The organism is Brevibacillus sp. MCWH, from assembly GCF_013096935.1.
Lineage (GTDB): Bacteria > Bacillota > Bacilli > Brevibacillales > Brevibacillaceae > Brevibacillus > Brevibacillus aydinogluensis.
This window is the reverse complement of record NZ_SDLF01000001.1, coordinates 173325-193174: the sequence shown is the minus strand read 5'-3', so window position 1 is coordinate 193174 and position 19850 is coordinate 173325. Positions and strand designations below refer to the sequence as shown.

The window sequence follows — 19850 nt, the reverse complement described above, 5'->3', positions numbered from 1 at the left end:
GCGGCCTTGTCAGCCTATGCGGTCCATCCGGCCTATTTGCCGGACACCTCTTTGTGTTCTTGTTCTTTCTGCAATTTCTTTTCTTTTTGTTCCTGCCGGATGTCTGCCAGCGATTTGATCTTGGTCGCCTGAATCCGCTTGTTGCGCGGCAGGTCAGCCGGCTCCAGGTTGTCGGCTTCGTCTCTCATCAGCGCGGCGATGCCGACGGCTTTGCCCTTGGCAGCCTGACAGTACTCGCAATTCTCCTCGTCGTGGGCGTGGTAGTTTTTCGGCTCGGGATACGAGGTAATCACGCCCTCAAAGTTGCGCAGCACCACTTTGTCGGCCGACTGCGAAATGATGTAGTTGGGCATGACGGGAATTTTGCCGCCGCCATGCGGCGCGTCCACCACGAACGTCGGCACCGCATAGCCGGAGGTATGGCCTCGCAGGTGTTCGATGATCTCGATCCCTTTGCTGACCGGCGCGCGGAAGTGGCCGATCCCCTCGGACAGGTCGCACTGGTAGATGTAGTACGGCCGTACGCGAATCTTGACCAGCTCGTGCACCAGCTTTTTCATCGTATTCGGACAATCGTTGATGCCCGCCAGGATAACCGACTGGTTGCCGAGCGGCACGCCGGCGTTGGCCAGCATTTCGCAGGCCCGCTTCGCTTCCGGGGTAATCTCCTTCGGGTGGTTAAAGTGCGTGTTGAGCCATATGGGATGGTATTTTTTCAGGATGTTGCACAGGTTTTCCGTGATCCGCTGCGGGAACACCACCGGAGCGCGCGTGCCGATGCGGATGATCTCCACGTGCGGGATGGCCCGCAAATTGCTCAAAATGTACTCCAGGATGCGGTCGTTGATCAGCAGACCGTCGCCCCCGGAGAGGAGCACGTCGCGCACTTCCGGCGTACGGCGGATGTAGTCGATACAGGCGTCCAGCTGCTTTTTCGGCACGCCCATGCCGATCTGGCCGGAGAAGCGGCGGCGCGTACAGTAACGACAGTACATCGAACACTGGTTGGTGACCAAAAACAGCACCCTGTCCGGATACCGGTGCGTCAGGCCCGGCACCGGTGAATCAGTGTCCTCGTGCAGCGGGTCTTCCATGTCGTATTTGGTCCGAACCATCTCGGAGGAAAGCGGAACGGACTGCATGCGGACCGGATCTTTCGGATCGTCCGGGTCCATCAGCATGGCGTAATAGGGCGTGATGTTGAGCGGGATGGTCTGGTTGGAAATGCGTACACCCTCTTCCTCCTCCGGTGTCAGGTTGATCACCTGTTTCAATTCATCTACAGTCCGAATGGTGTGGGTGAGCTGCCACATCCAGTCGTTCCATTGTTCTTCGGTGACGTCTTTCCACATTTCGATCTGGCGCCAGTCACGTTTGGCTGTAACCGTCATCCTTGTCATCCCCCTTTGCGTTGTGTGAAGATACGCGTGTATTCCTCAACAACAAAGGGAATGCAACAGTCGTGCCAATCAAATCAAAAGATTTTGAATATAGAAAATAAAGCATTGGCAAGCAGATTTTCCATCTGTAGGAGTTTTTGGACTGCCGAAAATTCGGCACTTACCGTTCGCCTGCTCCCCGCTGCGAGAGTTTGTACTGCAGCGTCTGCCGGGGGATGCCCAACAGCCGTGCCGCCCTGAGCACGTTGCCGCCAGTGGATTTCAGCGCATCGGCAATGCACCGTTCCTCCACCTCCCGCAGCACCTCCGGCAGCGTGCGCTGTTTTGCCGCCCACGCCTCGATAGGAGGGATGGCCGATCCGATCTCCCCTGGTCCGGTCTCGCCCGGACCGTTCACCAGCGAACGCTCCGCCAAGTACGGCGGCAGGTGTTCCCGTTCAATCACTGCTCCCTCCACCATGTTCATCGCCGCCTCGATCACGTGCTCCAGTTCGCGAACGTTGCCGGGCCAGTCGTACTGCCTGAACAGGTCGGCCACCTCCGGACTGATGTTTTGCACCTGCATGTGAAAACGGCGATTGTATTTGTCGAGGAAATGGCGGACGAGCAGGTCCACGTCCTCCCTGCGCTCCCGCAGCGGCGGCAGCTCAAAGGAGACCACGTTGATGCGGTAGTACAGGTCCAATCGCAGCGCGCCGCGCCGAACCAACTCCAGCGGCGGTTCATTGACGGCAGCGATCACCCGCACGTCGACACGTACGGCGCTGCTGCTGCCGATCCGCCGGATTTGCCCGTCCTGCAGCACGCGCAGCAGTTTTGCCTGCAGGTCCAGCGGCATGCTGTTCAACTCGTCGAGAAACAGCGTCCCGCCATCCGCCAGTTCAAACAGTCCCGGTCTGTCGTCTGCTCCGGTAAAGCTGCCCTTGGTCGTGCCAAACAGCAGGCTTTCCAGCAGCGAAGCCGGCAGGGCCGCGCAGTTTTGCGCAATAAACGGCTTGCCGCAGCGGGACGACGCCTGGTGGATCGACTGGACGAACAGTTCCTTCCCCGTCCCCGTCTCTCCGTAGATCAATACCGGAGATGAAGTGCGGGCCGCCTTTCTCGCGCGGTCTTTTAACCGCATCATCTGTTCGTTTTGTGTCAGGATATCGGCAAACTGAAAGGAAAGCCCGTCCCCGTCCAGCTTGCTCCGCTTGGCCCGCTTCGGCTTGCTGATCTGCGCCTGCAGGTCGAGCAGCCGCTCTGACAGCTCTTTCAGCTTGCGGATATCCTTGGCCACCTCGACCGCCCCGACCAGCCGATTGCCCACCCGCACGGGCAGCGTCGTATTGATCGTCTCCACCCGCATCCCTCTCCAGTTGGTGTAGGTCTGCGGCTGGTCGTAGATCGGTTCGCCGCTCGCAATGACCCTCAGCAGTGTGCTGGAGTGACGGTCCAGCGAGGGAAACACCTCCAGCAGCGGCTTTCCCAGCACTTCGTCAGGCGTCAGCCCGTCCAGTCTGGCCGCCACGTGATTGTAATAAATGGTAATGCCGTTCGCATCAACGACGTGGATTCCCTCATCGATCGTTCCCAGGATGGCCTGCAGCATTTCCACCGTTTCCGACATCGGCATGGAGTGTAACAGCCTCCTTTCGAACAAACTGCCAAAAAATCATCACTGTGCCGAATTTTCGGCAGTCACCGCTGCCGTTCCGCCTGCACCGCGATGATCAGCGTGTAAAGCAGATGGCCCAGCAGCCAGAGGAAAAAATCTGCCCACGACACGGCCGCGCCGCTGAGCAGACTAAATGGCAGATAGGCCGCAGCAAAGGCGAGCACCCAGTACGACAGATATTTGATTCTCCGCTCGCCGCGGGTTCGGGGATAAAAGTACATCATGAAAAACGCAACGATTGCACTGACCAACAGGTGGACCAACAGCTCGACCACGGACGGCAGTCCCTCCAGGCCGGGGACATAGCTGACGTCAATCAGGACGGAGAGCGTCGACGTTTGAAACAGTCCGTCTCCCAAAGCCAGAAACGCGGCCAGAACGAGGCCGGCCATGCCACCGGTTGCGAGTGCAAACCCCACGATGCCCCTCCCCTTTCCTTGTGTGAATTACCCTTATTGTACGAAAAAACCGCCCCGACCGGCTATAGCGAACGAGCCTGGCCCATCACTCCATGCCGTGCACGTTATTTCCCCCTTCTGTTGATCCATGCTCCGCAGCGGAAAATTATGCTATACTCATAGACATCGGCTCCTCAAGGGTGGTCGGCTCATCTCCCACGTCGGAAACGGGGGAGGTGAGAGCATGGCAATAACGCACAAAACCATGAGCCTGATGATTCAGTTCGGCGGCTTTATTGTCGGCCTGCTGAGTCTCGTCGTGGCGATTGTTGCTTTGACGCAAAAAAAGAAGTGACCTCCCCTTGAGTTGAGAACCGGAGGTCACTTCGGTCAAATTCTGAGCCGATCCCGTAAAGGGAGCAGCTATTGTACAAGGCTGCAGATGTTCCCGCATCTGTAGCCTTTTTTACCATATGCATCTGCTGTTCCTATCATACCACGCTTGGCCCAAAAAGAATCGCATCGGTTTGCCGACCTTTGTGATTCTTTTCCACCAACGGTACCAGCCTGGTCGCAGGCGATTGCTTGCAACCTTTCTGCTGCTTGTGTTTTCTAGCATCATTTTACTCCAAGTACACCAGTTTGCACAAGATTATCGCCAATGGTTGGTTATGACCGCTTGATTTGTTCAGTGTGTCGCGGAGGGCCACTCCACATTCAGCGTCAGTTCGTGCTCGCCGATATACTGGCTGTTCAGCCACAGCTGGTAAGCTACTCTTACCTGGACCGGCCTTCCCTGCTCATGCCGGATGCGCAGCTTGCGTGTATGGGTCTCCATCGAAAACAGCCCGTAGGGACTGCGGTAGGTCGTCTGGTGGCTCATGCCCTGCTGAAACTGCTGTTTCGTCTGCACGTCGCCCTGTCTCAGCAGGGTGACCGTCCCGTCTGCCAGCTTCAGCGTCGTGCTCACCTCGCCGGCCCCTTCCAGCTGCTCCTTGTACGTCAGATACCAGCCGCCTGTCTTTTCCACGCATCGGCCGGCATAGCGATAGATTGTTTCCTCCCAATCTCCTCCCGTGCGCTGTCTGGCGGTCAGGGTGATCAGCACGTCTTGCATGGATCGTCCTCACTTCCCGTTCTGCTTGTACCCGTCCATTGTACGCCTCATCGCTCTTTTGTTGCAACCGCCGACTGACCGGACTGCTCATCCAGCAGATGGCGCATCGTTCCCACAATCCCGACGGCGGCGAGCAGCAGCAGTCCGGCTAGCACGAGGTACCCCATCCCGGCCCCGGTCCGGTCAATCATCCACGTAAACACGCCGATCAGGAGCAAGCGCATCATCATCCCGAGTGAATTGAAAAAGCTCATGACCCGTCCCATGAACGGCTTCGGCACGACCGTCATGTACAGCGACTGCCGGATAAGCCGGACAGAAGCATTGCACCAGCCGAACACCATGTAGGCGCCAATCAGGGCCCATCCGTAGGGCAGCGCCACCATGACTGCCATGACGACAGCAAACAGCAGCGTGTTGCCAACCATCGCCGGAACCTGGCCGTACTTCCTTGTCACGGCAGCAACCAGGAATCCGGCCGCCACCGCGCCGATGGCGTATGCCGTTTCTCCGAGCGAAAACACCGTCACGTCCGCTTTCAAGGTCTGATTCACGTAAACAGGCTTCAACAAGTTGCCGGCCATCACCGCAATAAACGGCATCAACGCCGCGATGCCAAACAGGAGAAAGCCCCGTTTTTCCCGTATGTAATGCCAGCTTTGGAGCAGTTGGCCCACCCAGTTGACCCCGCTGTTGTTCCGGACTTCCCGCTCCAGGGTAAAGGTGTAGGCCATGGTGGCCATGAGACCGAAGGCTGCCAGATACGTACAGGCGTTAATCAGCAAAACGACATGCAGCCCGTATGCCTCCAGGAGAAACCCTGCGATCCCCCCGGCCAGCACGGACGACGTCTGTCCCTCAATCTCCAGCAGGCTGTTGATGTCGTTGTAGTGCCGCGGCTCAAACATTTCCTGGACAAGCGCCGACTGCGACGGGTAATGAATCTGAAACATCAGGGTCGTCACCAGGTAGACAGCGACCAGCATCCACTTGGTATACGGACCGAAAAAGCCCCACATCGCGAGGGCGGCCAGCACGGCAAAGCCGATCACATGCTCCGTCAGCAGCATCCGTTTGCGGGAAAAACGGTCGATCAACGTGCCGATATACGGGCCGACCACAAACATCAGCACAGCCGAGACAAACATCGTGGAGCCGAGCAGCTCGGCTGATCCGGTCGTTTCCACCAAGTACCAGGCAATGCCGATCATGGTCATTCCCTGGCCAAAGCCGGAAAACAGGTTGGAAAAAAACAGCTTGCGAAACTGACGGTTGGCAAACACTTCTCTCATGGAATGCGCCCCCTGAACTGCATGTGGAAGGATTTGCCACCATCATACGCAATATTTTTAATTTTGTAAATAAAAAAGTTTTATAATAGACCCCCAAACGCCCGTCATCACGTGTGCTTCCGCCCCACCCGACAAAAAAACGCCCCCAGTGTGAAACCGGGGACGCTTGTGGTACCGTCTGTTATTTTACAAAGCCCAGAATCAGCTCGCGCACGATCTTGGACGCCACAATCTGGGTCATCTCGCTGTGATCGTAGACCGGTGCCACTTCCACCAGGTCACAGCCGATCACGTTGGCGCCGTTTTTCGCCATGTAGTGGATGGTCTCCAGCAGTTCGCGGGAGGTGATGCCGCCCGCCTCGGTCGTGCCGGTACCCGGCGCGTATGCAGGGTCAAGCACGTCGATGTCGATCGTCAGGTAGATCGGGCGGTTGCCAATCGTCGGCAGCACCTGTTTGACCGGCTCCAGTACGTCGTACTTGTACAGGTGCATGTTTTCTTTCGCCCACTCAAACTCTTCCTTCATCCCGCTGCGGATGCCAAACGAATAGACGTTTTTGCCGCCGATCAGATCGCACGCCTTTTTGATCGGCGTGGAGTGGGAGTACTCATACCCCTCGTAATGGTCGCGCAGGTCGGTGTGGGCGTCAAAGTGGAAGATGACCAGGTCGCTCTTGTACTTTTCGTACACAGCCTGAATTACCGGCCAGGTCACCAGGTGTTCGCCGCCCAGACCGATCGGAAACTTGCCGTCCGCCAAAATTTTGCTGACAAACGTACGGATCGCATCCAGGCTGCCCTCCACGTTGCCAAACGGCAGGGGAATATCCCCCGCATCGAAATACTTTACGTCTTCCAGCAGTCTGTCCAGATACGGGCTGTACTCTTCCAGACCGATCGAGACCTCGCGGATGCGGGCCGGGCCGAAACGGGAACCGGGACGGAAACTGACCGTCCAGTCCATCGGCATACCGTAGATGACCGCCTGGCTCTCCTCGTAGCTGCCATGGCTGCGGATAAAGACGTTGCCGGAATACGCTTCGTCAAAACGCATCTTGTTTCTTCCTCCCAATCCTTAGTCGCGGGTCAGCTCGGCCACGAAGTTGGGCAGCTTGAACGCGGCGTAGTGAACCTCCGCATTGTAGTACTTGGTGTTCAAATCCTTGATCTTGCTCGCATCCACTTCCAGCGGATCGTACTGTTTGGAGCCGATCGTAAAGCTCCACAGGCCGGACGGATAGGTCGGGATGCTGCACGTATACAGACGGGTGATCGGGAAAATCGATTTAATATCCTTGAACACGCGTTTGATCAAGTCGCGGTTGAACCACGGGGACTCGGTCTGCGCCACCATGATGCCATCCGGTTTCAACGCGTCGTAAATGCCTTGGTAAAATCCTTTCTCAAACAGGCCTACAGCCGGTCCGACCGGCTCGGTGGAGTCGACCATGATCACGTCGTACTCGCCTTTGTGGTCGTGAATGTGCTTGATGCCGTCGATCACCTGCACGTCCACTTTCGGATTACCGGACAGCTCACTGGCGATGGCCGGGAAAAACTTTTTGCTGGCCTCGATCACGCCACCGTCAATTTCCGCCAATACGGCTTTTTCCACGGAGGGGTGTTTGACGATTTCGCGAATGGCACCGCCGTCGCCACCGCCCACGACGAGCACCTTTTTCGGGTTCGGGTGGGTGTTGAGGGCAACGTGGGCGATCATTTCGTGGTAGACAAACTCGTCCACATCAGTGGTCATGACCATGCCGTCGAGAACGAGCATGCGGCCGAACTGCTTGGTGTTGATGATATCCAATTGTTGAAATTCGGTTTTCTCGCTGTACAACGTCTCGGTAATCTTTGTCGTAATACCGTGATTTTCCGTTTGTTTTTCGGTGTACCACAGTTCCATGTTCATGATTATGTACCCTCCTTAACTAACCGCATTGGTATTAAAAGACCCCGGCCGACGCCGGTTTGGCAGGAGATAGCGGCCAGTCCCTGCCAAATTAGTCCAGACCGCTGCCATTCGTATCTGCCAAGAAAATTATAGTGGCTGCCTCCCAAAATGCAAGCAATTTTTGCGAGACGCGCTGCCCGGCGCGGCCGTTAAGTTTATCCAACCGGAGTTTGTCCCATACTAGACAGTAACCCTATCGTTTGGTTAGTATGTCCCGATTCGAAAAAATATGAGGGGAAAGGACTAGAGAGGACATGGAAGTAATCCGGGAAGCCCCGCTCCTCCGCTATCTGCGTTGGGCGAAGAAATTCATAAAATTATTCATACTCAGCCTATTGTGCTGTTCGTTTGCCGCCCTGCTGCTGATTCTCTACCTCCGTTCACAGCCGCTGCCGGCAGTCTCGATCAATCAGACGACGACCATTTACGCCAGCAACGGTGAGGTGCTGGATACGCTGCACCGCGGCCAGAACCGGTTTGTCGTCCCGCTGAAGGACATCTCCCCCTTCCTGGTGCAGGCGACGATCGCCATCGAAGACCGTTCCTTCCACAAGCACTACGGCATCGACTGGCTGCGTCTGGCTCGGGCCGCCTACGTGGACGTGATCCACATGGAAAAGCGGCAGGGAGCCAGCACGATCACGCAGCAATTGGCGCGAAACCTGTATCTCTCGATGGACAAGACCTGGGAGCGCAAGATAAAGGAAGCGCTGTTGGCCATCCAGTTGGAACTAAATTACAGCAAGGACGAAATCCTGGAGATGTACATGAACCAGATCTACTACGGCCATTCCGCTTACGGCGCCCAGGCCGCCGCGCAAACGTACTTCGGCAAAGACGCCAAGGATCTGACGCTGGCAGAAAGCGCCTTGTTGGCCGGCATCCCCAAAGGGCCGTCGTACTACTCTCCCTACGTGGACTTTGACAAGGCCAAATCGCGGCAGCAGGTGATTCTCCAGGCCATGGTCCGCTCCGGCTACATTACGCCGGAACAGGCGGAGCAGGCGTATGCCGAACCGATCAAGCTAAAGGAGCGCAACACCGAAGCCGCGGCTGAACAAGCCCCTTATTTTCGCGATTACATTGCCAACCTGGTGAAGAACAAATACGGCATCGACGAAGAGACCTTTATCCACGGAGGACTGAAAATCCACACGACCCTGGACCCGGTGATGCAGAAAAAAGCGGAAGACATCATCGCCAAAGTGCTGCCGAAAGACAAACCCGATCTGCAGGTGGCGCTGGTTGCCATGGACCCGGCCACCGGCCACATCAAGGCGATGGTGGGCGGACGTGACTACACCAAAAGCCAGTACAACCGGGCATTGAGCATGCGGCAGCCGGGCTCTGCGTTCAAGCCGATCTTGTACCTGGCCGCCCTGCAAAACGGCTTTACGCCGCTGACGCAGATGAAAAGCGAACCGACCGTGTTCACCTACGACAACGGCAAGACCTACATCCCGAAAAACTTTGGGGAGCGCTACGCCCATGCCTATATCAACATGCGGGAGGCGATCAAGACTTCGGACAACATCTACGCGGTCAAGACAATCGACCATCTCACCCCGCAAAAAGTGGTGGATCAGGCCCGCGAGCTGGGGATCACCAGCAAGCTGCAGGCTGTACCCTCGCTGGCCCTGGGCACGTCGCTCGTCTCCCCGCTTGAATTGAACACCGCCTACGTCACCATCGCCAACAAAGGGGAACGGGTGAAGCCCATTGCCATCACCCGGATTGAGGACAGCCAGGGAAACGTGCTCGTCGAGGAAAAACCGGAGAAAACCAGAGTGGCCGATCCGGTGGCCTCGGCACTGCTGATCAATCTGATGCAGAGCGTGTTTGAACCGGGCGGCACAGGCCACCGGGTGGCGGGCGAATTGAACAGGCCCGTCGCAGGCAAAACCGGCTCCACCGATTACGACGCCTGGCTCAGCGGATTTACGCCGCAGTTGGTCACCACCGTCTGGGTGGGATACGACAAAAACCAAAAAGTGGACGATGTCACCGAAGGCTACCTCTCCAAAAAAATCTGGGCGCAGTTCATGGAAAGTGCGCTGAAAGACCAGCCTCCCGCCTTGTTTGACATGCCGGCAGGGGTGGTGTCGGTGTACATCGATCCGGCATCGGGCAAGCTGGCGACGGAGCACTGCCCCAACCCGCAGTTGTTCTACTTTGCCAAAGGTACCGAGCCGCAGGAGTACTGCACCGATCACCTCCCCAACCATGAAACGCCCACGCCGCTCCCGCCTCCGGACACCCCGTCGTTCTGGCAGCGCATGGGCAGTTGGTGGAAACCGACCGAGTAGGCACAAAAAAAGGCTGTCCTGCACGGCAGAACGAAACTGCCGGGGACAGCCCTCTTTTCCGTCAGGGGGCTGATTCTTCTTTGTCGTCAGCGGGCCGCTTCTTCGCCGCCCCCCACGACGCCGTTGCCATCGGCAAACACGTGGTCATTGCAAATGGTGATCAGCCCCGCGCGGTCAAGCTCATCCAGCACTTCAAACAGGCTCTCCCGTTTTCCAGCCGGAAACTTGCGGACAAAGTTGTTGATTTCCTGGGGAGACACGTGCGTGCGAAAATGGACGCCGCCGTGCCGCACGAAATGGTCGTGACCTGCCTGAGCGTCGTTCCCCGGCAGTTCTCCCCCCTGTATACGGTCGGTCATCTTCAACGCCCCTTCCGTCAACAGTGTGGCCGTGCTTTCCTAGTTTCACGCATCTGCGGACAGGACATGCGCTGAAAAATGCTCCAACAACATCACGGATCAGCAGCAAACACAGCGAAGCAAACGTTTTCGTAAAAAAAGACAAACAGGAAAAGAGAGACGGGCTCTTTTCCTGTTTGCTGACCTAGTGTACATGTATACAGCTATGGAAATAAGTTTACCTGACTTCAATACGACTAACAATTGATTTCACAATTTGTTCACATTCCGTTCAAGATTTACAGCTTCCATACTGAAGACAAACGGTTCATTGAGTTAGCGTCCACAAAAAATGATTTCCAGGCCGAAAGGCCTGCCTGTTCATCAACCGAAGCGGAAGACAATGTGCATCGCATGAAGGGTTGGGCCAAGCGAGCTCCTTTGACGACCGACTCAGCGGAAAAACGAAGACGCGGGAATCAACAGGGGACACAAGTCTCACTTCCTTGAAATACCCAGATGTTTGTCCCCTGCCCGCGTCTCGTTTTGGAGCGGACATCATTCGCTTCTGTGCTGGGCGTCAAGCGAGCGAGCGGGCCCGATCTCCCATGCGCCGCGGACTTTGTCTACACGCTGAGCTTCGCCCAACCAGACAACAGGATGGACCGAACGAAAGGCTCAACCGTGCACGTGCACGTCCTGCTTTATAACGCCAAATTTACGCCAACGCCTGCTTCAGTTCCTCGCTGGAATTCTCCCACATCGCCGGGTTGTGTTCCATCAACAGCTTTTTCAGCGCCGCTTTTTCCGTGTCGTTTAGCTCTGACACCATGATGCGCCGTTTCATCGAGTAGTCCATTCGGTTGACATGGTCGGCCAAAATTTTGAATCCGCGCCGAGCCTCCCGGTCAATCTCCATGTAGCAGGCGGTTACCCCGGCGTAATACGGCCCCGAATCGTTGCGGTCAACCGTTACCCAAACCACCCAATACGGCTTGCCGTTGGGCACCTCTTCCTTGTTGGTCGTCCACTTGACGCCTTTTTCCACGGCGCTTTTTGCATGCATAGCACCCATGTCGATGTAAGCCTTGTCCCCGTCAATGATAACGGAGGAGACAGCGCTCAGGTCAAGCACCCCCTGCCCATAACCGCCGTGCACGTTCGTTTTTCCGCTCAAGATCGTAAAACCGCCAGATTTGCTGTCAAAAATGTCCACGTGATCCACCCTCTTTTGACCCGTTGTTTCTTACAGCATATTCTACCTGGAAACAGTGTGAGGCGCAATTTTTCGGCGTGTCTGGCCATTTGCAGCTACGCTCAGCAGAATCATCCTGAGGACAGTGTGCCTGACGCCCAGCCACTCATCAGTTCCTCGGTCGCTTTCCTCTTATTGCTCGCACCGCTTTACCAATCAGCCAGATCAGCAGAGCCACGTTCCAGGCACTGTGAAACGCCATGAGTGCGTTAAATTCCCAGGAATTGAACATGGTATACTCGGCGAGACGCAATTCGAAATAACAAAAGGTCACAAGAAAGGTAACCGCCATGATCAGCCAGATGCGGATGCCGAAAATAAGGCTCAAGTATCCGGAAATTACCAGACCGATCAAAGGTCCGCCGAATTCCCAGGCGGGAACGATCCACATGATGATGTAGAGGATGACGTCAGCGCTCATCAATTTCTATTCCTTTCACGTGTTCCATTCGGTTTTCTACAAGCCGGAACAGTCGTCCCGATTCCTGCTGATCATCTGATGAAAACCGCCGGATCAGCAACTTGGCCGAGGAACTGTGCTTGGAACGCGGCATTTCCTGAAAGTGAAGCGGCTGGCCGTCCAGCACGTGAATCACCACGATATTGCCGTGGTATTCGACGCGCACATCGTCCCACACCTCTTTTTTCTCAGGATCAATCCGCATGGACCTGCCGGACTTGGAGACGATCACTTCGGGAAATTCACCGTCTTCGCGGGACAGGATGTAATACAGGTAAGAGGATGTTTGCTTGGGAGTCCGCCGCATTCCTTTCTGCACATCCTCGATACCAATCAGCAGATGGCCCACCTGCTGGATGACGTACGGATTAACCGGCAGCTTGGCATGCTCCTCGAGGATGAAATACTGTTTCTTGATGTCTTTTTGGGCATAGGTGGCACTCACATAGGGTACTGTCCCATCTCCAAAACCTTTGTCAAAAAACGGTTCTAACTGACGGGATACCGGGTTCATGACATATCCCAACAGCGTCGTTTGCCCTATTCCGATGATCGAATACTGCAGCACATAGATGATATTGTTGTCCCACTTTTCATGCAATTCCCCCGCTTGTTTGACCAACGGGTCATAGTCCAGGCGGATCTGCCGATCTTGCAAGAACTCTTTATAGGAGTACGAATGCACGGCATCTTTTTTGAGAAACGCTTCCGTGTCGAAGTACTTTCGGGAAGGAAGCAGTTCGTATACAGCCGGAGCGTATGCAGAGATGACTTTCCCCGTTTCCTCGTGCAGTGCAGGGATGTCGAAGTTGTAGCCGTATTTGATCGCCTGGTATGCACGGGGCGATCCCAAAAACGGGGTGCCCATGTAAATGATACGCTTTGTTTTCTGCTGGTAGGACACGTTGGACAGAAGCGTCTCCCGCACCAGCAATCCGCCCATGCTGTGGGCCACCAACTGTACCTGACTGGCTCCAGATCGCTTTAGAGCCTCGTCTATTTTCTGTTTTAAAAAAGTGGCGTTATCGGCGTTGCTGTACCGCCAATCGTAAGGCATGGCAAAAAGCGTCCGGTTTTTCTCGTACCCCATTTTCTCCAGATGCTTGACCATGCTTGCATACTGCTCCGCTTTTTTCTTGATGACATCCAGTGAAGCATACGACAGATATTCGATGGCGCGAAACCCGCCATCCGCCCGCTCCGGAAACACTTTGATCCCTGGTTGGCGGGGCTGTACGTTTATGCTTCCATTCTTGACGGGTTCCAGCGACAAGATTTTGCGGTGCCGCGGATCTTTGATACCCACGCTCATCTCCCACAGGCCCAGCCATATTTCCGATGTTTTCCCGTTCTCTTCAACCTCCAGCCGGGAACCGCCGATACCCGGAATCAGAATGACCGGAATCGTCGCAGTCGTAATCGACAGCTTGTAGGCATGCGGCTTGAGCGCAGAGCTGCGGCTGGCCGATACTTTTACGAAATAGGTGCCGGGGTCGCCGTTGTACACAATCAGCTCGTCGGCATTCTTGGCCTTTTCCGATCTGGCAACCAGCTTGTTTTCCTTGTTGTACAGGTACAAGTCAAGGTCCATCCCCTCGGGAATATTGCTGAGCGTTGCCCGGATCGTGGAAGACAGGTTGACCGTCACGCGGTAGAAATCGACATCGTCAAGGTGATGCAAATTGGCCACGATGTTTTCGCGGTCCTCCGGTTCGCGAGCGTTTTTGATCGTGTCATTTGGTTCGTACTCATCCTGCTTGCCTTCATTTTGCGCCACGGCATCCGCCCTCAGGCGATAGTACACTTTCTTGTTAAAGGCCCCCTGGCTGCCCTCCACTTTCACGTAGTACCAATTGTTTTTTTCGACAGCGACGTCTTCCACCCGCTGCCTGTCACTTCGCGGTTGGTCAGAACGCCCCAGCTCACGCCCTTCGCTGTCGAACACGTACAGAAAATAATCTGTCTTGCTGGGAATATCAAAAAGCGTAAACGTGATCGTCCCGTTTGTGGGAGCTTTCATTTTCCACACATCCACGTCACCGCTTTTTCCAATCCGGCCATACGCGTCCTTTCCGGCAAACATCCAATCCGCTTTGGAAAAGGTGTCATTGGGCTCCAGTTCGTACGTCGCGGGCAGCGCCCGCAGTTCCACTTCCGACGGCTTCTTCCTGCCGGAAAAGCGCCGGGTAAACTCCTCTTCCTGTTCCTGCAGGTTGCGGTCCGCCTGCTCGTCCGACTCATGAATCCCGTCTTCGACTTCTTCTGCCTCTTCGCCCTCTTCTCCCACGTCACCCGCGCCCAACTCCTCCTCTCCCGTCACTGAATCGGAGTGGTCCGCTTCCTTTGCTTCCTCCGCTGTAGTCTCTTCTCCACCTTCGCCCTCCTGGTGTGCAAGCGTGATCCATTCGCTCCCGCGAGGCTTGTCCCCCGCCTCATGGGAAAGCGCAGTGCTCTGTTTGGCCCAACCGGACGGAACCACGCTGCTCAACATCAGAACAGCCAGCAGCAGCAAATGTGCCATCCGGCGCAACATGCCACCCATAAAAATACCCCCTTGCCTGTTTCTTCCTATACGGTAGAAAAAGACAGCAAGGGGGAGCAAGTAAATTTACCGAGTGGTATGGTTGCGAATGCCCTGGCGTTCCCAGGCGTTGGCGATAATGCGGAACGGCGCCCGATAATCCGCCTGATCATGCCCGGTGAACTGCTGTTTGTTCGGAAAGGCAAAGCCCTTCACCGCTCCAAACCGAAAATGCACGTGAAAGTATACGGCGTAGCTGGCATCCTTTTGAAAGCCGCGCTGTTTGTCTCCCATCAGGGGCGTATCGACGCCCATTTCCCTCAAGCCCAGTTTGGGCACCATATAGGACGCCCCCTGCCATGCCGTCTGTGACGACCGCTGTAACTCCAGAGTGGACTGAAGCGGCGTGTTTCGCCTCCCGGTTTCGGAAATCCATGCCTGTGCCGCCGTAATCTCCGGATATTTGCCGCTGACCGGATGGCGGTGACGCGTTTCCAGGACAAGACTGGTCAGTATGCGCTCACCAGCGTAAAAATCATTGGGACGACTGTCCGGATATCGGTCGCGCCCGTGGTATTCCGTCCATTCTGCGGTGTGGCGCAGCAGCCCTTTGGCGTTTGGTTCAAATACTTCAAACTCGCGCTCCCCGCCTTTTACCGTGATCGTGTAACGCCCCGTCATGTTTCGGGTCAGGCTGTGCGGAACGCACGTTTCGTTGCCGTCGTCGTCCTCTGTGCAGCTTTCATACGACACGTCAAACCGGATGTTGTAATCCATCGTGATCACAAACCCGTTGATCTCGACCTTGTATTCCTGCGCGTTTAGCACCTGCCGCCACGTTGTTTGCGTCGGGACAACCGTTCCGGTGTAAACATAATCGCCGCCGGTTCCCGCGCTGCTCACCTGCCACTGTTGGGGCGTGCCGGGACCGGTTACCTTCAAGTCCAGCATGGCCGGGCTGTACACGGCCATGCTTTTCGCGTCCGCGATCCATCCCGGAGTCGCCGTCACAGACACGCCTTTGATCCCGTCACCCTTGATAGCCTGCTCCAGCTGTGACTTGTACGAGGTGATGTTTTGGTTGATCTCCTGCTTTACGCGAGCAAAGCCATCGTTGATTTTCGTTTGGTCGATCTCAACGCGGATCTTGGCCGGCTCCCGTTCCCATACACCGTCCGCATTCGCCTGCAGCTTCTGCAGCTCGCGGCCGTCGCTGTCGAATATCTTGAGGCCGATCTCGCCGCCGTCAAAGTTTCCTCCGCCACCTGGCGGATTGGGAATGGTTCCTCCCCCGTCGCCGATCACCTTGACCGGCCACTCAGCGCGGTTGTCCGGCCAAATGGTTTCGTCAGCCGGCCTGTCTTTATGCGGGTTGATGTTGGCAATAAAATCCTCCGACTGCTGCGGATACTGCGTCGGCACGGTAATTTTGCGGACTTCCCCCGGCTTGAAGTTGTTCACGTCCAGCATGGTGGCCGTCGGGGAGCTTTCCCAGCGCACCGCCAGTTTGGTATCGTGTTCCAGTTTCCCGGCGTTCTTCACGTCAAACGTAATGGTTGCGGTCGTCCCCGGAGCCTGCGGATCGTTTGGCGTGATCGTGAAGCTGCTCTTGATGATCAGCAGGTTCTCCCCATCGTTGGGAATGCCAGCGTCTCCAATGCGAACAAAGAATTCGCCGTCACATTGGGGGGTACCACTTTTTGGGTTATAAAACTGAACCCTGTAGAATCCGGGTAACGGTAACCCCGTTGCGTCATCACGAGGGAACCCAATTCTATGATGATTCTGCGCTTGTTTGGATGAGGACAGCCATTCGCCGTCACGTTCCTTTTCCCAGGTGTTCGTTGCAGGGTCAAGCCATCTCAGCGAAAAATGTGTCTCGTCGCTGGTAAAGAGGCGGAAGCCGTGATACTCGTCGATCCAATCTTCCGGCTTAAACTCAAGGATTTCACCGCGTTCGACATCCCTTCTCCACACCACTTGTCCCGTCGTGCGTTCGATGGAGGCGGTTAGTGAGTAGCACACACGATCCGACCAGATGGGCAGTTCCAACTCCCGAATGCAGCCCGTCTCGGAAATAAAGACCAGCGTAACAGTATCCCCTGCTTCTACATCGAGCGGCAAGTACAGGTGAAACTTTTCTTTTGCTGCCAATTTGCCCGTCAATGGGGTTTGCTGGCCGTTGAATTTCAAGTACCACGTGCCCGGCACGTCTGCAGCCAATCCCAAGTGGGTATCGTATTCACTGCCGGTATTCGTTAAGTGGCGGAAGTACAGCCCGTCATCAAGCAGTGTGTCGTCCAGCAGTTGGCCGCCAGGCGAATAACCGACAGGCGGTTCCCCGTACGCGTAAAACTTGATCCGGTGCTGCTCGTAGATTGTGCAGCTCACATCCCGGACTTTGATCGTAATGGACCAGGCGCATTCCGGTCGGCTGGCAGGATCAAAGTTTGTACTCTCCAGGTCGAGCCTCAGTTGGTATGTCTTTCCTGGTTCCAGAGGGACGATCTCTTTCTTGCCGTATGTGTAGGGCAATGTAAGATCGTCTGATCTGGTCGGTTTTAGCTTTCCATTGTCATCCGTCATCTTCGGCACTTTCTCAATTTTGCCATCCGGCAGCGTTACTTCCCAATACACGTCCAAGGGTTGTACATCCCCATACCGATCCGTGTACTGGACACGGAAGTGCAGCTCCTCTCCCGGCATCACTTCGATGGTTTCGCCGTTTCTAACCGTACTTCCCGACAGTTTTACAATGGGACAATTATCGAGGCGGTCACCTTTCTTTCGCACATACATCGTTTTTACCCAACAGTCAGCCCCATCGTCGCTTTCGTACTTGATCTGGATTGGTCCTTCATCGAATGGGGCATCCAGCACACCAACCTTGGCGTTGTTGCCGGCCCCTTTCTGCATGGGAATGCCGTTGGCCGTGAATCTTCCCGACTTGGCTGCCGTAATGATAATCCGGCTGCCTGGTTCGACATAGATGGTTTCCCCGCCGCTGGGAACGTTCTTTAATTCCCGGTCGCTTTTTTCTTCCTCAATGCGAATCTCCATCTTGGTTTGCGTGGAAGAAATGCTGCACTTCTCGGGTGCTGGCGGTTCATCATCGTCATCATCATCCGGAGGCTCCGGCGAAGGAGGGTTGCCAACAACAAAAGGTGCTGCATACGCAACACCTTGACCTCCCACTGCAGGGGCATTTTTGGTATTTCGGGCATGTGTATCGGTGAACAGGATTCTTGCTTCGTAGTTTCCGGCTTTCGCGGGCACCCACGTTTGTTGCGGGAAGTTTATCGTTGCACCGCTTCCGTCCCCCTCGCCGCTGATCGGGTATTCTTTGATTAACGAAGTAAACGTATATTCCGTCTTTCCGGTATCGACATTGTAGATATAATAGTTGAGGACTTTTAATCCGCGATTGTAAATACTGTAGTCCTTCCCGTAAGCATCAATCTTGACGGTGTCTCCGACTTGATACTGGCTTTTATCGGTGCGAATCGAACCATCCGGTCGCTGGGTGGTCAAGAATTTTACGACACCCACCCAAGAGCCTTGTTCTCCACTTTTGGCGGGTCTGAAAGTGAATGGCAAGCCCTTTCCCCCGGACATTTCGGCGACTTTTGCAAGGAGATAGCCGGTGTATGGTTCGGCACCAGGCTCACCACTGGTCAATAATCCCCCATAAAGACCGTTCTCGTTTGTCATAAACGCGGGGTTGCCATTAAAGATAGCAGCCCAAGCTCTGGCCTCCTCTATATCCACAATTGGATAGCCGTTGTTTACTGATTCAGAGGCTTTGGAGTAATTTAAAACCTTTCCACTGCCGCTGACAGCCCCCGTGACTTGTACGTCGGCAACGGTTAAGTACATATTTTCGTTTCCCGTGAGGCCTCCTAAGCCTTTCACATAATGATCCCAACTTTCTCGAACCTCTTTATTTTGGTTCAAATACCCAGGCGATCTCCCGTATTTTTCAGGATTTCCGGGGCTTGCCTGGGCGTTTTCTGGTAAGATACCAAAAGAATTAAAAAAGAGTGACAGGATGGTAATGAAAATCAGAGATGTCTTTTTACTTCTCTTCACTACCATCACCGCCGACTATTCACGTACTCTAAACTTCTGGGAAGTTTCGTATACGTATTGAGAACCAAAGAAGCTGCTTCGCCTTTGTACTTTACGGTGAGTTGCATTCCTTTTGCTTGTGAAACATCCACTGAGAAACTCCCAGCAGTTTTGTATTCCTTGCCTCCCCCTGTTTTATAACCAATAAAGAGACGAACATCATATTTCGGAGATGTATATACAGTCCCACTAAGAATCCCGTTAGAGAGTTTCAACGAACTGTGGATCTTATTGGCGATTACTTCAGCTTCCTGAATACCAACAAAATCCCTGTGCCAAAACGCCAATGAGTATGCCTGTTCCGCACGAGTGACATTAGATATTCCGTCGTACATCGACGTCGATACTCCGTTGGGGAACTTCCCCGCCTTTTCGGGGAGCAATCCGTAGTTGACAGCGAATTGAACTTGCGGGATCGACTTAAAATACTCCGAGTCCTTTTGACTCCGTGTACTACGCACACTCTCAAAGGCATTAATCAACAAATATGCAGCCTCTTCCCTGTTTAATACCTTGTTGGGGGTAATAGGGACATTATTGAGAATCCCATCCTTCATCGCCCGCTCATAGTACACCTTCGCCCAGTGATTCTGCGGAAAACCGGGAACGGAAACACCTTGGGTCAACCCCTTTACGTTCACCAATCCAGCCACCAGATCAGCTTGCGTAATCGGCTGCTCGGGACGGAAATTCCCATCCGGGAAAAGCCACATAAGTTTATGTTTCACCACATATTCGATCGCTGCACGGTTCGGGTGGTTTTCATAGTCTTTCTGAACCGTTTGTGCTTGCGCAACAGAGGGATGGGGTGCAGTGAAAAGACCGCTTAATGAAAGCACGGTTCCCAATAGACTGGCGAGAAAAACATGCATTCGTTTCAAGTGGCTGCCTCCTCCAACATCATCATTTTTTCTATTGCCATTTGCATGGAACTGATACCGCCGCATCGGCGCAATCACGTGTGTCTGGTCGTCCATTGACACTTTCGCCCTTTTGCCCCTTCTTTTCTCCTACGACCATT

At 54.9% G+C, this 19850-nt stretch carries 15 protein-coding genes; 2 read left to right on the top strand and 13 right to left on the bottom strand.

Annotation, left to right across the window (positions count from 1 at the left end):
- Positions 1-32: 32 nt before the first annotated feature.
- From kamA to ETC00_RS00840, 3 genes are all read right to left on the bottom strand, one after another.
- A complete protein-coding gene (gene kamA, locus ETC00_RS00850; protein ID WP_171564037.1) occupies positions 33-1391 on the bottom strand; it encodes a lysine 2,3-aminomutase in 1359 nt (452 codons plus the stop codon).
- Positions 1392-1560: 169 nt separating this feature from the next.
- Positions 1561-3015 carry a sigma-54 interaction domain-containing protein gene (locus ETC00_RS00845; RefSeq protein WP_171564036.1) on the bottom strand — a complete coding sequence of 485 codons (1455 nt, stop codon included), beginning with the start codon at positions 3013-3015 and terminating at the stop codon, positions 1561-1563.
- A gap of 65 nt (positions 3016-3080) precedes the next feature.
- On the bottom strand, positions 3081-3476 hold the full coding sequence (locus ETC00_RS00840) for a hypothetical protein (RefSeq protein ID WP_230077522.1): 396 nt from the start codon (positions 3474-3476) through the stop codon (positions 3081-3083).
- Between the two features lie 223 nt (positions 3477-3699).
- Here ETC00_RS00840 and ETC00_RS20580 point away from each other — a divergent pair, with 223 nt between their 5' ends.
- Positions 3700-3810, top strand: a complete 111-nt coding sequence (locus tag ETC00_RS20580) for a putative holin-like toxin (protein ID WP_171564035.1) — start codon at positions 3700-3702, stop codon at positions 3808-3810.
- Between the two features lie 333 nt (positions 3811-4143).
- Here the strand turns inward: ETC00_RS20580 and ETC00_RS00830 are convergent, their stop codons facing one another.
- The 4 genes from ETC00_RS00830 to speE all read right to left on the bottom strand — a co-directional run bounded on the left by ETC00_RS00830 (position 4144) and on the right by speE (position 7773).
- Positions 4144-4572: a YwiB family protein gene (locus ETC00_RS00830; protein WP_171564034.1), complete on the bottom strand. Its 429-nt coding sequence runs from the start codon at positions 4570-4572 to the stop codon at positions 4144-4146.
- Positions 4573-4619: 47 nt separating this feature from the next.
- Positions 4620-5864 carry an MFS transporter gene (locus ETC00_RS00825; protein WP_171564033.1) on the bottom strand — a complete coding sequence of 415 codons (1245 nt, stop codon included), beginning with the start codon at positions 5862-5864 and terminating at the stop codon, positions 4620-4622.
- Between the two features lie 181 nt (positions 5865-6045).
- Positions 6046-6918 carry an agmatinase gene (gene speB / locus ETC00_RS00820; protein ID WP_171564032.1) on the bottom strand — a complete coding sequence of 291 codons (873 nt, stop codon included), beginning with the start codon at positions 6916-6918 and terminating at the stop codon, positions 6046-6048.
- A 21-nt stretch (positions 6919-6939) separates the two neighbouring features.
- A complete protein-coding gene (gene speE / locus ETC00_RS00815) occupies positions 6940-7773 on the bottom strand; it encodes a polyamine aminopropyltransferase (RefSeq protein ID WP_171564199.1) in 834 nt (277 codons plus the stop codon).
- A gap of 302 nt (positions 7774-8075) precedes the next feature.
- Between speE and ETC00_RS00810 the strand changes: the two genes are divergently transcribed.
- Complete coding sequence (locus tag ETC00_RS00810; RefSeq protein ID WP_171564031.1) at positions 8076-10127, top strand: transglycosylase domain-containing protein; 2052 nt, start codon at positions 8076-8078, stop codon at positions 10125-10127.
- An 86-nt stretch (positions 10128-10213) separates the two neighbouring features.
- Here ETC00_RS00810 and ETC00_RS00805 read toward each other — a convergent pair whose 3' ends face one another.
- The 6 genes from ETC00_RS00805 to ETC00_RS00780 form a co-directional block, all read right to left on the bottom strand.
- A complete protein-coding gene (locus ETC00_RS00805) occupies positions 10214-10486 on the bottom strand; it encodes a hypothetical protein (protein WP_171564030.1) in 273 nt (90 codons plus the stop codon).
- A 697-nt stretch (positions 10487-11183) separates the two neighbouring features.
- Positions 11184-11681, bottom strand: coding sequence for a YwhD family protein (locus ETC00_RS00800; protein ID WP_171564028.1), 498 nt, complete (start codon positions 11679-11681; stop codon positions 11184-11186).
- 148 nt (positions 11682-11829) lie between these two features.
- A complete protein-coding gene (locus tag ETC00_RS00795; RefSeq protein ID WP_171564026.1) occupies positions 11830-12141 on the bottom strand; it encodes a hypothetical protein in 312 nt (103 codons plus the stop codon).
- On the bottom strand, positions 12131-14722 hold the full coding sequence (locus ETC00_RS00790; protein ID WP_171564024.1) for a lipase/acyltransferase domain-containing protein: 2592 nt from the start codon (positions 14720-14722) through the stop codon (positions 12131-12133). The genes ETC00_RS00795 and ETC00_RS00790 overlap by 11 nt, the downstream gene beginning before the upstream one ends.
- 66 nt (positions 14723-14788) lie before the next feature.
- Entirely contained in the window at positions 14789-18799 is a 4011-nt protein-coding gene (locus ETC00_RS00785; protein WP_171564022.1) for an ABC transporter permease, read from the bottom strand.
- The gene (locus ETC00_RS00780; protein WP_171564021.1) at positions 18796-19806 is read right to left on the bottom strand and encodes an S-layer homology domain-containing protein; all 1011 of its coding nucleotides are present in this window, start codon (positions 19804-19806) and stop codon (positions 18796-18798) included. Before ETC00_RS00780 ends, ETC00_RS00785 begins: the two co-directional genes overlap by 4 nt.
- Positions 19807-19850 lie beyond the last annotated feature (44 nt).

Excerpts from the sequence above, each read along its gene's own strand:
- ETC00_RS00795 (WP_171564026.1), bottom strand. The coding sequence starts at position 12,141 with ATGAGCGCTGACGTCATCCTCTACATCATCATGTGGATCGTTCCCGCC.
- ETC00_RS00845 (WP_171564036.1), bottom strand. The coding sequence starts at position 3,015 with ATGCCGATGTCGGAAACGGTGGAAATGCTGCAGGCCATCCTGGGAACG.
- ETC00_RS00790 (WP_171564024.1), bottom strand. The coding sequence starts at position 14,722 with ATGGGTGGCATGTTGCGCCGGATGGCACATTTGCTGCTGCTGGCTGTT.
- kamA (WP_171564037.1), bottom strand. The coding sequence starts at position 1,391 with ATGACGGTTACAGCCAAACGTGACTGGCGCCAGATCGAAATGTGGAAA.
- ETC00_RS00810 (WP_171564031.1), top strand. The coding sequence starts at position 8,076 with ATGGAAGTAATCCGGGAAGCCCCGCTCCTCCGCTATCTGCGTTGGGCG.
- ETC00_RS00805 (WP_171564030.1), bottom strand. The coding sequence starts at position 10,486 with ATGACCGACCGTATACAGGGGGGAGAACTGCCGGGGAACGACGCTCAG.
- ETC00_RS00780 (WP_171564021.1), bottom strand. The coding sequence starts at position 19,806 with ATGGACGACCAGACACACGTGATTGCGCCGATGCGGCGGTATCAGTTC.
- ETC00_RS00830 (WP_171564034.1), bottom strand. The coding sequence starts at position 4,572 with ATGCAAGACGTGCTGATCACCCTGACCGCCAGACAGCGCACGGGAGGA.
- ETC00_RS20580 (WP_171564035.1), top strand. The coding sequence starts at position 3,700 with ATGGCAATAACGCACAAAACCATGAGCCTGATGATTCAGTTCGGCGGC.
- speE (WP_171564199.1), bottom strand. The coding sequence starts at position 7,773 with ATGGAACTGTGGTACACCGAAAAACAAACGGAAAATCACGGTATTACG.
- ETC00_RS00825 (WP_171564033.1), bottom strand. The coding sequence starts at position 5,864 with ATGAGAGAAGTGTTTGCCAACCGTCAGTTTCGCAAGCTGTTTTTTTCC.
- speB (WP_171564032.1), bottom strand. The coding sequence starts at position 6,918 with ATGCGTTTTGACGAAGCGTATTCCGGCAACGTCTTTATCCGCAGCCAT.